Annotated in this window: 13 protein-coding genes; 8 read left to right on the top strand and 5 right to left on the bottom strand. The window is 70.1% G+C overall.

The genetic code is table 11. From position 1 onward, the window contains the following. Nucleotides 1-218: 218 nt before the first annotated feature. The 4 genes from ACFYP5_RS27835 to mug all read left to right on the top strand — a co-directional run bounded on the left by ACFYP5_RS27835 (nt 219) and on the right by mug (nt 6,558). Nucleotides 219-2,918: an FG-GAP-like repeat-containing protein gene (locus ACFYP5_RS27835; RefSeq protein WP_389041104.1), complete on the top strand. Its 2,700-nt coding sequence runs from the start codon at nt 219-221 to the stop codon at nt 2,916-2,918. A 165-nt stretch (nt 2,919-3,083) separates the two neighbouring features. Further along, nucleotides 3,084-4,367: an APC family permease gene (locus ACFYP5_RS27840; protein WP_389041106.1), complete on the top strand. Its 1,284-nt coding sequence runs from the start codon at nt 3,084-3,086 to the stop codon at nt 4,365-4,367. A 171-nt stretch (nt 4,368-4,538) separates the two neighbouring features. Further along, the gene (purB, locus tag ACFYP5_RS27845) at nt 4,539-5,981 is read left to right on the top strand and encodes an adenylosuccinate lyase (RefSeq protein WP_389041108.1); all 1,443 of its coding nucleotides are present in this window, start codon (nt 4,539-4,541) and stop codon (nt 5,979-5,981) included. Between the two features lie 19 nt (nt 5,982-6,000). Continuing rightward, the gene (gene mug / locus ACFYP5_RS27850) at nt 6,001-6,558 is read left to right on the top strand and encodes a G/U mismatch-specific DNA glycosylase (RefSeq protein ID WP_389041110.1); all 558 of its coding nucleotides are present in this window, start codon (nt 6,001-6,003) and stop codon (nt 6,556-6,558) included. 71 nt (nt 6,559-6,629) lie between these two features. On the opposite strand, the gene ACFYP5_RS27855 is transcribed toward mug, so the two are convergent. The 3 genes from ACFYP5_RS27855 to ACFYP5_RS27865 all read right to left on the bottom strand — a co-directional run bounded on the left by ACFYP5_RS27855 (nt 6,630) and on the right by ACFYP5_RS27865 (nt 8,867). After that, nucleotides 6,630-7,067, bottom strand: a complete 438-nt coding sequence (locus ACFYP5_RS27855; RefSeq protein ID WP_389041112.1) for a hypothetical protein — start codon at nt 7,065-7,067, stop codon at nt 6,630-6,632. A gap of 121 nt (nt 7,068-7,188) precedes the next feature. Beyond that, nucleotides 7,189-7,926: an ABC transporter permease gene (locus ACFYP5_RS27860; RefSeq protein ID WP_389041114.1), complete on the bottom strand. Its 738-nt coding sequence runs from the start codon at nt 7,924-7,926 to the stop codon at nt 7,189-7,191. 2 nt (nt 7,927-7,928) lie between these two features. Further along, nucleotides 7,929-8,867 carry an ABC transporter ATP-binding protein gene (locus ACFYP5_RS27865; protein WP_389041116.1) on the bottom strand — a complete coding sequence of 313 codons (939 nt, stop codon included), beginning with the start codon at nt 8,865-8,867 and terminating at the stop codon, nt 7,929-7,931. Nucleotides 8,868-8,975: 108 nt separating this feature from the next. On the opposite strand from ACFYP5_RS27865, the gene ACFYP5_RS27870 reads away from it, so the two are divergent. The 3 genes from ACFYP5_RS27870 (at nt 8,976) to ACFYP5_RS27880 (ending at nt 12,225) form a co-directional block, all read left to right on the top strand. Continuing rightward, nucleotides 8,976-10,157: a sensor histidine kinase gene (locus ACFYP5_RS27870; protein WP_389041118.1), complete on the top strand. Its 1,182-nt coding sequence runs from the start codon at nt 8,976-8,978 to the stop codon at nt 10,155-10,157. A 160-nt stretch (nt 10,158-10,317) separates the two neighbouring features. Continuing rightward, nucleotides 10,318-10,968, top strand: a complete 651-nt coding sequence (locus tag ACFYP5_RS27875; RefSeq protein WP_389041120.1) for a response regulator — start codon at nt 10,318-10,320, stop codon at nt 10,966-10,968. A 99-nt stretch (nt 10,969-11,067) separates the two neighbouring features. After that, entirely contained in the window at nt 11,068-12,225 is a 1,158-nt protein-coding gene (locus ACFYP5_RS27880; protein WP_389041122.1) for an ROK family transcriptional regulator, read from the top strand. 49 nt (nt 12,226-12,274) lie between these two features. Here ACFYP5_RS27880 and ACFYP5_RS27885 read toward each other — a convergent pair whose 3' ends face one another. Then, the gene (locus ACFYP5_RS27885; RefSeq protein ID WP_389041124.1) at nt 12,275-13,042 is read right to left on the bottom strand and encodes a GntR family transcriptional regulator; all 768 of its coding nucleotides are present in this window, start codon (nt 13,040-13,042) and stop codon (nt 12,275-12,277) included. 265 nt (nt 13,043-13,307) lie between these two features. Beyond that, complete coding sequence (locus tag ACFYP5_RS27890) at nt 13,308-14,192, bottom strand: RNA polymerase sigma-70 factor (protein WP_389041126.1); 885 nt, start codon at nt 14,190-14,192, stop codon at nt 13,308-13,310. 190 nt (nt 14,193-14,382) lie between these two features. On the opposite strand from ACFYP5_RS27890, the gene ACFYP5_RS27895 reads away from it, so the two are divergent. Then, a complete protein-coding gene (locus ACFYP5_RS27895; protein WP_389041128.1) occupies nt 14,383-15,213 on the top strand; it encodes an alpha/beta fold hydrolase in 831 nt (276 codons plus the stop codon). The last annotated feature ends 109 nt before the right edge of the window (nt 15,214-15,322 follow it).

Raw genomic sequence — 15,322 nt, forward strand, 5'->3', positions numbered from 1 at the left:
GCCGCCCGGTGGACGTGAATCGCAGTCAGGAGACCGCATCCGACGCCCGACAGCCCGGCAATTCACGTGACTCACAACACACTTCGCCGACCCGTGTGACGTTTCGAACCCTGGGTGCGCTGGGTACACCAGGCCGCCCATGTGACGGGTGTGTCTTGAGCAAACTTCTCTGAGGGGTGGGGCATTTGAGCCCGCGCACGTCGCATGCGTACAGACCGATGAGCCTGAAACGCCGCGCCTGGCTGACCGTTGGCGCTGTCGTTCTCGGTGGGGCCGGAGTGGTGACGGTGGCGATGGCAAACCCGTCCGACGGCCCGGCCGGACCCAAGGGGCCGGAGGTTCGGCAGGCAAAGCTGCGGTCGGTCGCGATCGACGACGGCACGGCCACGGAGCGGCAATTGCCGGTCACGAACACCGCGGCGTTCTCGATGGTCGGTATCGGCTGGGAAGGGGCGGCAAAGGTCGACGGCACCGCCGAAGTGCGTACGCGGGCTGCCGGGACCGGCAAGTGGTCGCCCTGGCGCGAGCTGGAGGTGTCGGCCGACGGGCCGGACGGGCGGGAACGGGCAGCCGCCAACCGGGCCACCGAGCCGATGTGGGTCGGGGCATCGGACGCCGTACAGGTGAAGGTGGGGTCGGGCCGGCCGGGCAAGGCACTGCCGAAGAACCTGAAGCTGCACATGGTCGACCCCGGAGTCAGCAAGGCCGAGTCCAGGAACCCGGCGGAGGCGACTCTCGCACCGAGCGGTCCGGAGAACGCGGCGTTCGCACTGGAGGGGACCCCGGCTCCCACCGCGTCGGACACCGCCGGCGCTCCCACGGACACCGCCTCACCGGCCGATCCCGCAACGCCGTCGGCCACGGAGACCGCCACCGGCACCCCGACGGAGACGGCCACGGGCACCCCGACGGGTACCGCGACGGCCACCCCCACGGACACGGCCACCCCCTCCCCCGTACCCACCGCGCCGCCGTCGACCGTCAACCGGCCGCCGATCATCAGCCGCGCCCAGTGGGGCGCCGACGAGTCGCTGGTCGAGGATCCGCCCGAGTACATCGACAAGGTGCGGGCGGTCTTCATCCACCACACCGTCGACACGAACAACTACAGCTGTGGCGACTCGGCCGCGATGGTCCGCGCGATCATGACGTACCACGTGAAGACCGAAGGCTGGAACGACCTCGGCTACAACTTCCTGGTCGACAAGTGCGGCCAGATCTTCGAGGGCCGCGCCGGCGGCACCGATCTCCCGGTCAAGGGCGCGCACACCTACGGCTTCAACTCGTATTCGACGGGCATCTCCCTGCTCGGCAACTTCGAGACGGGCAAGCCGACGCCGGCCGCGCTCCAGTCCGCGGCGCGCATCGCCGCATGGAAGCTCGGCCAGTACGGGGTCAGCCCCACCGCCAAGGTGACACTGACCCGCCTCGTCACCGACGCCGACGGCAACACTCAGCCCGACGGTGACGTCACGTTCAACACCATCGCCGGACACCGCGACGGCTTCGCCACCGCATGCCCTGGTGCCAACCTGTACGCCAAGCTCGGCGCCATCCGGACATACGCGACCAACGGCACCCGCAACGCCGCGATCCCGACCACCGATTTCAACCGGGACGGCATCACCGACCTGGTGGTCGGCCTCCCGAAGGCGGCGAGCAGCGACGGAAGCGTCACCGTGCTGCCTGGCACCGCGGACGGCCCGAGCTCGACGGCGAAGCGGACGCTGAACCAGAGCAGTGCAGGAGTGCCCGGCAACTCCGAGGCGGGCGACCTCTTCGGCTCGTCCGACGCCTGGGGCGACGTCAACGGCGACGGGTACGCCGACCTGCTCATCGGCGGGCCCGGCGAGGACATCACGCAGGCCGACAACGGCACGGTCGTCGTGATGTACGGCCCCGCCCTCACCACCGGCAAGAGCTATTCGGTCACCACTTCCGGCCGGATCGGCGGCGAGAAGCTCGGTACGACCGTCACCTCGGGCGACTTCAACGCCGACGGCAAGGCCGACATCTTCTCCGTCGCGCCGGGCAAGCCCGGCCGCTGGTGGGCCTGGGACGGCAAGACCGGTGCGGCCAGGTCCGGTTACCTGAACACCACCGCCTACACCGCTGCCGTGGGCTACGCGGCCGCGGTCACCGGCGACTTCAACAAGGACGGCTACGCGGACGCAGCCGTCAGCTACCGCGACCCGAGCGGCATCGGACGCCTGCTGTGGCTGAAGGGGTCCACCACCGGACTCCAGCGCGTCGGCATCCTCGACGCCCGCGGCGGACGCTCGCTGGCCGCCGGTGACATCAACGGCGACGGCGCCACCGACCTGGCGGTCGGCCAGCCGTCCGCCACCGAGTCCGGGCACACCGCCAAGGGCGGCGCGGTCACGGCCGTGTTCGGTTCGGCCACCGGTCTGACCTCGACCGGCCGCAAGACGATCCACCAGGACACCACCGGTGTACCGGGCGGCGGCGAGACCGGCGACGACATGGGAGCGTCCGTCTCCGTCGGCGATGTCGACCTCGACGGGTACGGCGACATTCTCACCGGCGCGCCGGGCGAGGACATCACCCGCAGCGGCGTGAACGAGAGCAACGCCGGCCAGGTCTTCCTGATCCACGGCTCCGCCACCGGACCCACCGGCACCGGGGCCGTCGCATACAGCCAGGACACCACGGGCATCCCCGGCGCCACCGAACCCAACGACCGCCTCGGCTCGTCCGTGTCCCTCACCGACCTCTCCGGCTACAGCCGGGCGGACATCGCGATCGGCGCGGATGGCGAGGACGCCAACAACGGCACGATCCTGCAGATCGACAACACCAGCACCTCGGGAATCAAGGCGGACACCGGCCTCTACTACGGGGTGTCGGCACTCGGTTCGTCCACCGGCATCCGGATCGGACTGACCCTGGCCCCGTAACTCCCCGGTCCCGTACCGGGCACAGACACCGGAGCCCCTCGGCCTGACCCGAGGGGCTCCGGTCATGTGGTGCGCCAGACAGCCACCGTCTCGTCACCTTCGCTCTGTACGGTGCGCCGGTACAGCGGTGCAGGTGAGGCAGGGGATGAGCGCGAGGTGGATGCGATGGCTGGTAGGGCGAGCGGTGGTGTGAACAGCGGTACAGGCGGCAACGGACTGAGGCGCCGCCTGGGGGTCTTCGATGCGGTGGTCATCGGTCTGGGCTCGATGATCGGAGCAGGCGTCTTCGCCGCGCTCGCTCCGGCCGCCCGCGCGGCAGGGTCGGGGCTCCTGATCGGTCTGGCGGTGGCCGCGGTCGTGGCGTACTGCAATGCCACGTCGTCGGCGCGGCTCGCGGCCCGCTATCCGGCCTCCGGCGGCACGTACGTCTACGGGCGTGAGCGGCTGGGCGACTTCTGGGGCTACCTGGCAGGCTGGAGTTTCGTCGTCGGAAAGACGGCCTCCTGCGCGGCCATGGCCCTGACCGTCGGCGCCTACGCCTGGCCGGGGCAGGCCCATGCGGTGGCCGTCGGCGCGGTGGTGGCGCTCACTGCCGTGAACTGTCTGGGGGTCCAGAAGTCCGCCTGGCTGACCAGGATCATCGTGGCCGTGGTCCTCGCGGTCCTCGCTGCCGTCGTCACCGCGTGCCTCACCGGCGGCGTCGTCCAGGCGTCCCGATTGGCGCCGGGTTCCGACGCCACGGTGAGCGGAGTGCTGCAGGCTGCCGGGCTCTTGTTCTTCGCCTTCGCCGGATACGCCCGCATCGCCACGCTGGGCGAGGAGGTCCGGGACCCGGCTCGCACGATCCCACGAGCCGTCCCCGTGGCTCTCGGGATCACACTGGTCGTCTACGCGGCCGTCGGCGTGGCGGTGCTGTCGGTCCTCGGGCCCGCCCGGCTGGCCGATGCCACAGCACCACTGGCGGAGGCGGTCCGTGCCGCCGGCGTCCCCGCGCTGGTGCCGGTGGTCCGTGCCGGAGCGGCGGTCGCCGCCCTCGGTTCGCTGCTCGCGCTGCTGCTCGGGGTCTCCCGTACGACGCTGGCGATGGCCCGCGACCGCCATCTGCCGCACGTACTGGCCGCCGTCCATCCCCGATTCGGCGTACCGCACCGCGCCGAGGTCGCCGTGGGCGCGGTCGCCGCTCTCGTCGCCGCCACCGGCGATGTCCGCGGCGCGATCGGCTTCTCCTCCTTCGGCGTGCTGCTGTACTACGCCATCGCCAACGCAGCTGCCCTCACCCTTGCACCGTCCGAGGGCCGCCCCTTGCGCGCGATTCCGGTGCTCGGTCTGGCCGGCTGCCTGGTCCTCGCTGTCACCCTTCCCGTTCCGTCGGTGCTGTCGGGCGCAGCGGTGGCGCTGCTCGGTGCGGCTGCGTACGGCCTCCGCAGGGGTCGGACCGCGCGTTCCTGAAGCCGGTGCCCGGCAACCCGGGTGAACACGGGCAGCGGAGCATGGAGCCGTACCGAAGGACCCCGAGCCGGGGTCCGGGCGGCTTCCCTCGCGCGAGAGACCGCGTTCGTAGTAAGCCACAAACCGGGCCGCGGCGCTGGCCTGCAGAAACCGCCAGTAGAATCTGGACACGTGACTGCTGTGTCTGCGAAGCCTCGCATCCCCAATGTCCTGGCCGGCCGCTATGCCTCCACCGAGCTGGCTGTCCTCTGGTCCCCCGAGCAGAAGGTGAAGCTGGAGCGCCAGCTGTGGCTGGCGGTGCTGCGCGCTCAGCAGGACCTCGGGATCGAGGTGCCCGACGCCGCCCTCGCCGACTACGAGCGGGTCCTCGACCAGGTCGACCTGTCGTCCATCGCCGAGCGTGAGAAGGTCACCCGGCACGACGTGAAGGCACGGATCGAAGAGTTCAACGCTCTCGCCGGGCACGAGCAGGTCCACAAGGGCATGACCTCCCGTGACCTCACCGAGAACGTCGAGCAGCTGCAGATCCGGCTCTCGCTCGAGCTGATGCGTGACCGCACGGTGGCCGTCCTGGCCCGGCTCGGCAGGCTGGCCGGCGAGTACAGCGAGCTGGTCATCGCCGGTCGTTCCCACAATGTCGCCGCCCAGGCGACCACCCTCGGGAAGCGCTTCGCCACCGCCGCGGACGAGCTGCTCGTGGCGTACGGGCGGCTCGAGGACCTGCTGGGCCGCTATCCGCTGCGCGGCATCAAGGGCCCCGTCGGCACGGCGCAGGACATGCTCGACCTGCTGGGCGGCGACGCCGCGAAGCTCGGCGAGCTGGAACAGCGCATCGCCGGCCACCTCGGCTTCGGGCAGGCCTTCACCTCCGTCGGCCAGGTCTACCCCCGCTCGCTCGACTACGACGTGGTGACCGCACTGGTGCAGCTGGCCGCCGCACCCTCGTCCGTCGCGAAGACCATCCGGCTGATGGCCGGGCACGAGCTGGTCACCGAGGGCTTCAAGCCGGGGCAGGTCGGCTCGTCCGCGATGCCGCACAAGATGAACACCCGCTCATGCGAGCGTGTCAACGGTCTGATGGTGATCCTCCGCGGCTACGCCTCGATGACCGGTGAGCTGGCGGGCGACCAGTGGAACGAGGGCGATGTGTCCTGCTCCGTGGTCCGCCGGGTTGCTCTCCCGGACGCCTTCTTCGCCTTCGACGGTCTGCTGGAAACCTTCCTCACGGTGCTCGACGAGTTCGGGGCGTTCCCCGCGGTCGTGGCCCGCGAACTGGACCGGTACCTGCCGTTCCTCGCCACGACCAAGGTGCTGATGGGTGCCGTCCGCGCCGGTGTCGGCCGCGAGGTCGCGCACGAGGCCATCAAGGAGAACGCGGTCGCCTCCGCCCTGGCCATGCGCGAGCAGGGCACGGAGCGCAACCAGCTGCTGGACAAGCTGGCTGCCGACGACCGCATCCCGCTGGACCGCGCCCAGCTCGACGCCCTGATGGCCGACAAGCTCTCCTTCACGGGAGCGGCGGCCGACCAGGTCGCCGCGCTCGTCGCCCGGATCGAGGAGATCACCAAGCAGCACCCGGAGGCCGCCGGATACACGCCGGGCTCCATCCTCTGACGGCCGAAACCACAACCGGATGACACCCGAAGAGCTTCAGGCCGCCCGCGACCGCACCGTTCCCGATGTGGTCGCGGGTGGCCTGCGTGTGTTGTTCTGCGGAATCAACCCGAGCCTGATGACGGGCGCCACGGGGCATCATTTCGCCCGCCCTGGCAACCGCTTCTGGCCGGTGCTCCACCTGTCGGGCTTCACCCCCCGCCAGTTGAAGCCGTCGGAACAGAGCGAGCTGCTGGACCACGGCCTGGGCATCACCAATGTGGTCGCCCGAGCCACGGCGCGAGCCGACGAACTCGCGTCCGAGGAGCTCCGCGAGGGCGGTGTCATCCTGGCGGCCAAGGTCGAGCGGCTGCGACCTCGGTGGCTGGCCGTCGTGGGCGTCACGGCCTACCGGACCGCGTTCGGTGACCGACGCGCGCAGATCGGCCCGCAGGACAGGACGATCGGCGGTGCCCGGGTCTGGGCCCTGCCCAACCCCAGCGGTCTGAACGCCCATTGGACCGCCCGGACCATGGCCGAGGAGTACGGGCGCCTCCGCACGGCCGTCGACTCGGCAGGCCCCCGTAATACGGCCTGAGAGACTCGAACCGCGCGGATGATTCAGCCCCCCCCTGGGACCGCTCGGCCCCGGATGGACACCGTCGCCGGTCAGGGCGGATCGATCTCCGTCACCAGGACGCTCAGTTCGCAGCCGGGGCCCTCCTCCTCCAGATGGAGTCCCATCGCGATCCACCGGTCCTCGATGCGCCAGAGCTGCAGGAATTCACATCCGGCGACCGGATCGGTCCAGGGCTCCGGTATCTCCTCGCCTGCCATCATCCGCGCCTGCGCACTCCACAGACTGATCATCTGCGGCTCACCCCAGCGCCCCGCGAGCAGCGTCAGCAGCGCGTCGTGCTCCGCGAGACACTGTGCCCGGTGCTCCAGACGCCCCGCCTCGTCGTCGTCCCGGTGCTCGTCGTCCCCGTGCAACCACACCATGTGGTAACCGGGCCCGCTGACTCCTGAGCCCGACTGAATGCGCTCCGCGGGGAAGTCCCGGGCGCGCATCCCGTCGATGAGGCGGAGGTGATGTGCGGTCGTCATACCGCCAGTAAACCGCCCGGCACTGACAACCACTTCCCTGGCCTGAGCCTTGAGGGACTTTCAGCCGTCTCTGGGCGCCGGACGCCCCCCACCAGGGCTCCGACAGTGGGCAGTCCGGCCGTCAGGCGTCCCTGCGCCGCATCGCCCACCAGCCTGTCAGCAGCGCCGCACCCGCCCAGGCCGCTGTGACCGCAAGCCCCGTCCACGGCCCGAGGCTCCCCTCCGGATTCTGGTGCAGTACCAACTGCCCTGCCCGGTCGGGAAGATACTGCGCGACACCGCCCGCGATGTCTCCGACCACGAAGGAGACGATCAGGATGAACGGGATAAGCAGACTGAGAACGGCGACGGCGCTGCGCAGCAGAGCCGTCAGGCCGGCCGCGAACAGGGCCATCAGGGCCAGATATATCCCTCCGCCGAGAGCAGCTCGGAGGGCTCCTGGTTCCCCCAGGCCGATCGCGTACTTCCCCATGAACAACTGCCCCACCAGGAAAGCGGTGAAGCTGGTGACGAGCCCGATGACCAGCGCGAGTGCACCGACGAGGGTCATCTTGGCTGCGTAGAAGAGGTCACGGCGCGGCACTGCGGCGAGCGATACCCGCAGGGCACCGTTCAGGTACTCCGAGGAGAGCGCGGTCGCGCCGAAGCTGATTGCCGCGATCTGGCCGAAGTTCAGCGCGTAGAAGGCGCCGAAGACCGGATCGACACCCGGGTTGTCCGCCTCGGCCTGGCCGACGGTGGCGAACGCGAGCACAGTGACGGCGAGTGTGGCGAGAAAGACCGCTATCAGGGAGCCGGCCACGGACCGCACCGATCTGATCTTGATCCACTCGGATCGGAGCACTGCGAGGGTCGACATGGTCAGGCCTCCTGACGAGTGGTGGGTGAGGCTGCTGCGGACGCGAATTCCGCCGCGTCGGCGGTCAGATCGAGATACGCCTGCTCCAAGGTGTCCTGCTCGTCGGCGAGTTCCAGGATGGGAATGCCTTCGAAGGCGGCTATGGGACCGATTTCCACCGCCTTGGCCCCCTCGACGGTCCAGCGCCCGTCGTCGCCCTGCGACAACGCGTATCCCTTGCGGGTGAGCACGTCACGGAGTCGGCTGGACTCGGTCGTGCGTACGCGCACGCGCGGGCGGGTGCGGGAGTCGAGGAACTCCTGCATCGGCAGGTCGACGAGGAGTCTGCCCCGGCCGAGGACCACGAGGTGGTCGGCGAACGACGACGTCTCGTTCATCAGGTGGCTGGAAACCAGGACCGTGCGGCCCTCGCGGGCCAGTCGCTTCATCAGTTCGCGGATCCAGACGATGCCTTCCGGGTCTAGCCCGTTCGACGGCTCGTCCAGCATCACGACTTCCGGGTCACCGAGCAGTGCGGCCGCGATACCGAGACGCTGTCGCATGCCGAGCGAGAACGTCCTGATCCGATGGCTGCGGACCCGGCCGAGCCCCGCCTCCTCCAGTACCTCTTCGACCCTGGTGGGAGCTATGCGGTTACTGGTGGCGAGAGCCAGCAGATGGTTCCGCGCGGTCCGTGAGCCGTGGGCGGCCTGGGCGTCGAGCAGCGCGCCCACCCGGCGCAGCGGATCGTCGAGCGTGGTGTAGGCACGGCCACCGATCGTGGCCGTGCCGCCCGTCGGCCGGTCCAGGCCCAGGACAAGTCTCATGGTGGTGGACTTGCCGGCGCCGTTGGGGCCGAGGAAGCCGGTGACCCGGCCGGGCCGCACGCTGAACGTCAAGTGGTCCACGGCGCGAGTGGCCCCGTATTCCTTGGTGAGCTCATGGACGTCGATGCTGGTCATGTCCTCAGCCTGGCGGCCGCGCCCAGCTCCTGGCCTCCCCCGCAGGAGGGGATCATCTCCCTCGCTCGGGGGAGCCGCCGCGCGGAGGGTCACTGACACGATGGCAGCATGCGCCGCTTCCTCCGTCCGCTGACCGACTCCGTCACCTACACCCGCTGGCTGCATCTGCTCATTCCGAGCGCGGTCGTCAGCGTGTGGCTGTTCATCTCCCCCGATACACCGTGGGCGGCGTTGGTCTTCGCCGTGCCGGTGGGACTGCTGCCCGCCATGCGGCTCGCCGAGGGCGTCCAGGCGCAGTTGTTGCTCACGCCTGACGAGCGGGGCAGTCCGGACGCATCGATCGCTGCCGCGTCCGCGGTGACCTGGGCGGACCGCTGGCGCACCGTGGCCTGGCTGGAAGTGCGGTTGCTGCTGTCCGGCGTGGCGATGTTCGCGACGGTGTGGCTGCCCGCGACAGCCGTCGACCTCGTGCTCACCGTGACCGATGCGGGCCCGAGCGGCGATTGGCTCCTCCGCGGGGTGGAGCCGCACTCGTGGTACATCCTGTTCGTGCCGTTGCCCCTGCTGGTGCTGCTGGCCGTCATGGTGGTGTGCGGCGAGCTGGTCACGGCCGCTGCGCGGTGGCTGCTCAGCCAGTCGCCGGTGGAGCGGCTTACCCGGCTGGAGGAGCGCACCGAGCAGTTGCTGGAGCGCAATCGCATCGCGCGCGAGCTGCACGACTCGATCGGGCATGCCTTGACCGTCGCGGTCGTCCAGGCGGGCGCGGCGCGGGCGGCGAAGGATCCTGAATTCACCGAGCGGGCGCTGGCCGCGATCGAGGAGACGGGCCGGGATGCGCTGGACGATCTGGAGCGGGTGCTGCGGGTTCTGCGCGAATCGGACGCGCCGGTGAGTCAGCGGCCGACCCTTGCCGAGGCGGACCGGCTGCTGGAGTCGGCGCGCGGTTCGGGGGCGAAGGTCGATGCCGAGATGTCCGGTCCGGTGGAGCTGGTTCCGGGGCCGGTGTCGCGCGAGGGCTACCGGATCCTGCAGGAAGCCCTCACCAATGTGTTGCGCCACTCCGGGACCGTCCCTGTACGGGTACGCATCACGGTGGCGGAGGGCTGGCTTGAGCTGGAGGTGGCGAATCCACTCACCGGATCGACAGGCTCGTCCGGGGGCGGTAGCGGGCTGCGGGGCATACGCGAGCGGGCCGCGCTCCTGGGCGGAAATGCCAAGACCGGTCCGTACGACGGTGAGTGGCGGGTGCACGCAAGCCTCCCGCTGGACCGCCTGAGCGCTGTCCCGTAATCCCCGGTGGATCGGAACGCGGCGTCAGATGCGGCGCATCGCAAGGCGGCGGGGCGTCCTCGTACCGGCGCGTACTCGGGGGTTCCGACAACGCGGCGAGCCGCCGCAGCTGTCGTCGCGCGCCCGCCAGGGATTGCGATGCAGCCCTTAGGCTGACCCGATGCCGGTTACCGTTCTTCTGGTCGACGACGAACCTCTCGTACGCGCGGGGCTGCGCGCGGTCCTTGAGGCTCAGCCCGATATCAAGGTGGTGGGCGAGGCGGCCGACGGCGCGGCAGTGATCCCGCTGGTGCACAAGTTGAGCCCCGATGTGGTGGCGATGGATGTGCGGATGCCCTTGATGGACGGCATCGAGGCGACCCGGGTGGTGCTGCGCACAGTGCCGGATCCGCCGAAGATCCTGGTGGTGACGACGTTCGAGAACGACGAGTACGTGTACGAGGCGCTGCGCGCGGGGGCGGACGGCTTCCTGCTCAAGCGCGCCCGGCCCGCGGAGATCGTGCATGCGGTGCGCCTGGTCGCGGAGGGGGAGTCCCTGCTGTTCCCGGCCGCCGTCCGGCAGCTCGCCGCCGAGTACGGGACGAGCAAGGCGAAGGCAGTCATGAAGCGGGCGGCGCTCACCGAGCGCGAGGCTGCGGTGCTCCGGTTGATGGCGCGGGGACTGTCGAATGCGGAGATCGCCGCCAAACTCGTCATCGGCGTCGAGACGGTGAAGACCCATGTCAGTGCGGTGCTGGCCAAGTTGGGAGCCAGGGACCGGACCCAGGCGGTGATCGCCGCGTACGAGTCCGGGTTCGTGGCTCCGAGCTGACACAGGGCCCGCCCGGAACCCGTCGTGGCCCACGGTCGCCCTGCTTCCGGGCAGCGAGTACGATCCGCCTGACATGCGCACGAGCTGGAAGGAATCACCGTGGGCCGGCTGACCGGTGGGGACCCGTCGCTGTTGCGACGGATCAATTCCGCGGTGGTGCTTCATGCTCTCAGGGGTGCCCACTCCCCCACACTCACGGACCTGACCCGGATCACGGGTCTGTCCCGGCCCACGGTGGAAGGCGTCGTCGAGGGGCTCTTCGAGGCCGGGCTGGTCGTCGAAGCGACGCCCGACGAGGGTGAGGCCAGGCGCCAGGGCAGGCCGGCCCGACGGTTCCGGTTCCGCGCGGAGGCGGGGCATCTGCTCGGCATCGAGATCGGTCCGCACCGCGTCTCCGCGCTGCTGTCCGGACTGGACGGCCGGATCATCGGTGCCGGTTCACGCGAGGTGTCGGAGACCGCCGGCGCGGATGACCGGCTCGACCGGGTCAGGGCCGTGGTCGCCGATCTCCTGCGGCGTACCGGGGTGGCCCGGAGCAGTCTGCGTGCGGTCGGTGTGGGCAGCCCGGGCATCGTGGAGGCCGACGGGACGGTACGGCTGGGTACGGCGCTGCCGGACTGGACCGGTCTCGCGCTCGGTGAGCGGCTGCGGCGCTCCTTCCGATGTCCGGTCCTGGTAGAGAACGACGCCAATGCGGCGGCTGTGGCGGAGCACTGGAAGGGCGCGGCCACCGAGTCCGACGACATCGTGTTCGTCCTCGCGGGGCTGAGTCCGGGAGCCGGTTCGCTGATCGGCGGTCGGCTGCACCGCGGTTTCGGTGGGGCAGCGGGTGAGATCGGGGCGCTGCATCTGCTGGGCCGCGAAGTCACTCCGGAGAAGCTGCTGTCGACGACGGACACGCCGCTGGACCCCTTGGACGAGCAGGCGGTCGCCGCGGTGTTCGCGCAGGCTCGCCACGGTGACGTGCGGGCGATGGCGGCGGTCGACCGGTTCATCCAGCGCCTGGTGCACGATGTGGCGGCGTTGGTACTGGCACTCGACCCGGAGCTGGTGGTCATCGGCGGCTGGGCCGCGGGACTGGACGGCGTCCTTGATCCGCTCCGGGGTGAACTCGCCCGCTACTGTCTCCGGCCGCCGAGGGTCGCGCTGTCCCTGCTCGGCGAGGCGGCCGTGGCCACCGGCGCCTTGCGCCTGGCACTCGACCATGTCGAGGAGCAGCTGTTCGCGGTGGAGGGAACGGTGACGGCCCGCCGCTGAGTGCGACGGGCCGCGCTTCCATGTGCGGGGCCGGCGGGGCCGGCCGGTCTCAGGAAGCCTTGCGCTCCTGGCCGGGGTGGCTGATTTCCAGGTCACCCGAGGCGCCGAAGGTGAGCCGGCAGGTGTCGGCCCGGTAGGTGGCGACGGAGACAGCGGCCGTGCCTCCCGCGGCGAGGTAGCGGGTGGTGACGACGAGGACGGGTGCACCGGGGAGGCGGTCGAGCTCCTTGGCATCGTCCGCACGGGCCGAACCGAGCTCCACCGAACGGTCCTGGCCGTCAAGGCCGAGACGGTGCAGTTCACGCACGACACTGCGGGCGCGGGTGGGGCCCGACGGGCTCTCGATCGCCGACAGTTCGGGCACGGACGACGACGGTACGTACAGGAACTCCGCCGCGACGGACTGTCCCTGGGTGACCCGGATCCGGCGGACGATGTGCACGGGCTCGTCGCTCTCCACGTCGAGCATGGCGACCACCGGGGCGGGTGCGACGGCGCTCGTGCAGTCGACCGCCTGCCAGGCCTCGCCGGCTACGCCGTCCGTCCAGTCGTGCTGCGCGGTCGAGACGGCCACGCCCAGGCGCGGCGGCGCGACGGTGGTCCCGACGCCACGGCGGCGCTGCAGCCTGCCTTCGAGTTCGAGCTGCTCCAGAGCCTGCCGGAGCGTGGCCCGTGCGACGCCGAACCGAGCAGCGAGCTCACGCTCGTTGGGCAGGATCTCTCCCACCGCAAAGTCCGAGTCGAGTGCCTCACTGAGCACGGTCTTGAGGTGCCAGTACTTCGGCTCCTGCACCGATTCCAGCTGCGTGGTCCCCACCCTGTCCTCCGCAATCACCCAGCGTCTTTTTCCGCGACGTTATTTATTAAAGGTTCCTGTCTTAACGTTGAGACCATAGGACGGCACACCCCCTTGGTCAAGACCAATCCTTATTCCGTCACGGAGCGAAACGGGCATCTGCCGCTGAGCGTTCACAGGACATTCGTGGTGCCGTGAGGTACGCGCAGCACAAAGCCCCACGTCCGGCGGGTCCGTGGGGCTTCGGTCGAGGCAGGTGTCCGAGGCGGGCGTCGGATCGGGCAGGCTATTCGACGTCCAGACCGATGAGCTTGTCAGGATTGCGGACGATATATACGCACTGGATGACACCGTCCCTGATGTCGACCTGGAAGACAGAATCGGGCTTTCCGTCCGAAAGCACCAGCAGGGCCGGGCCGCCGTTGAGTTCCAGGAACCGGATCTCCATGCCCGGAGGCTGACCGTGGGCGACGGCCAGGAGGAAGCGGCCGACCTTGTCCTGGCTCTCGATGATCCGCAGCGGCGCCTTCGACTTCCCGCCGCTGTCGCCGACCAGCCGCACATCGGGTGCGAGCAGCGCCAGCAGCTTCTCGATGTCGCCGCCCGCCGCCGCGGCGAGAAACCGTTCCGTGAGGTCACGGCGCTGGGCCGGATCGACGTCGTAACGCGGCTTGCGCTCCTCCACATGCCGCCGGGCGCGCCCTGCGAGCTGACGCACCGCGGCCTCGGTCCGGTCGAGGGTCGTGGCGATCTCCCCGTACGGGAATCCGAATGCCTCGCGCAGGACGAAGACGGCGCGCTCCAGCGGGGAGAGCGATTCGAGGACGACGAGCACGGCCACCGACACGGAGTCGGCGAGGACAGCCTGCTCGGCGGTGTCGGGAACAGCGGGGCCGAAGTCGGTGACGAGCGGTTCGGGCAGCCAGGGTCCGACGTACGCCTCGCGCCGCGACTGCAACTGCCGCAGCCGGTCGACGGCGAGCCGGGTGGTGATCCGTACGAGGAACGCCCGCGGCTCACGTACGTCCTCACGCGACGCGGACGACCAGCGCAGCCATGCCTCCTGCACCACGTCCTCGGCGTCGGCGATCCGGCCGAGCATGCGGTAGGCGACCCCGGTGAGGACGGGGCGGTGTTCTTCGAAGACGTCGGTAACGGTGTCGGTGGTCACGGATCCATCCCAGCCGACGCGCCGTGCCCTGTCCAGCACGAATTGCCCAGCCCCCTTGAACTGCAGGCTACCGAACGGTAATTGTTATTGACGAGGCGTCTACATCCGTTCTGCGGAGGCCACTTGCACGTTCTGACCGGAACTCGACACTCCATCCCTTCACACACGGCCCACCCCTGGGAGCAGCAGCATGGCCAGCACGGTCTCGTTCAGCGTCGACTCGCCCCGAGGTCCGCGGACCGTGTCCGTGGTGTACGAACGGACCGGTTCCGGAGAGCCGCTGCTGCTGCTCCACGGCATCGGACACCACCACCAGGCCTGGGATCCGGTGCTGCCCGCGCTGGCACCGGAGCGGGATGTGATAGCCGTGGATCTGCCCGGCTTCGGCGCCTCCCCGGCGCTCCCGGACGGTGTCCCGTACGGCCTGGGGAGCGTGGTGCCGGTGCTCGGCTCGTTCTGTGAGGCGCTCGGCGTGGACCGCCCGCATGTCGCCGGGAACTCGCTCGGTGGACTGCTGGCACTGGAACTGGGCCGCGAGAAGCTCGTACGGTCGGTGACGGCGCTGTCGCCCGCCGGTTTCTGGACGCAGAGCGAGCGGCGCTACGCGTTCGCGACGCTGCGGGCCATGCGACAGGGCGCACTCGCAATGCCGATGCCGTTGATCGAAGGGCTCTCGCGCAGCGCGGCCGGGCGTGCCGCGCTGACGAGCACCATCTACGCGCGACCCGGCCGCCGTTCACCCGAGGCGGTCGTCTCGGAGACCGTGGCCCTGCGCGAGGCGGCCGGATTCCACGAGACGCTCGCCGTCGGACGGAATGTCGCCTTCACCGACGATGTGCCGGGGCTTCCGGTGACTGTCGCCTGGGGCAGTCGCGACCGTCTGCTGCTGCGCCGGCAGGGGATCAGGGCCAAGCACACCATCCCCGGTGCCCGGCTGGTGCGGCTGCCCGGCTGCGGGCATGTGCCGATGAACGACGATCCGGCGCTCGTGGCACGCGTCATCCTCGACACCAGTCGCTGAGCAGGCAGAGGCTTCCGGGCCGGCTTCACCGTGCGGCACGGCGCGCCGCCGAAGGCCCAACGGCAGCCGCACGGAGCGGACATCGACGTGTGACGCGGCCCGGTGTTCA

This window comes from Streptomyces sp. NPDC005262, from assembly GCF_042872425.1.
Taxonomy (GTDB): Bacteria; Actinomycetota; Actinomycetes; order Streptomycetales; family Streptomycetaceae; genus Streptomyces.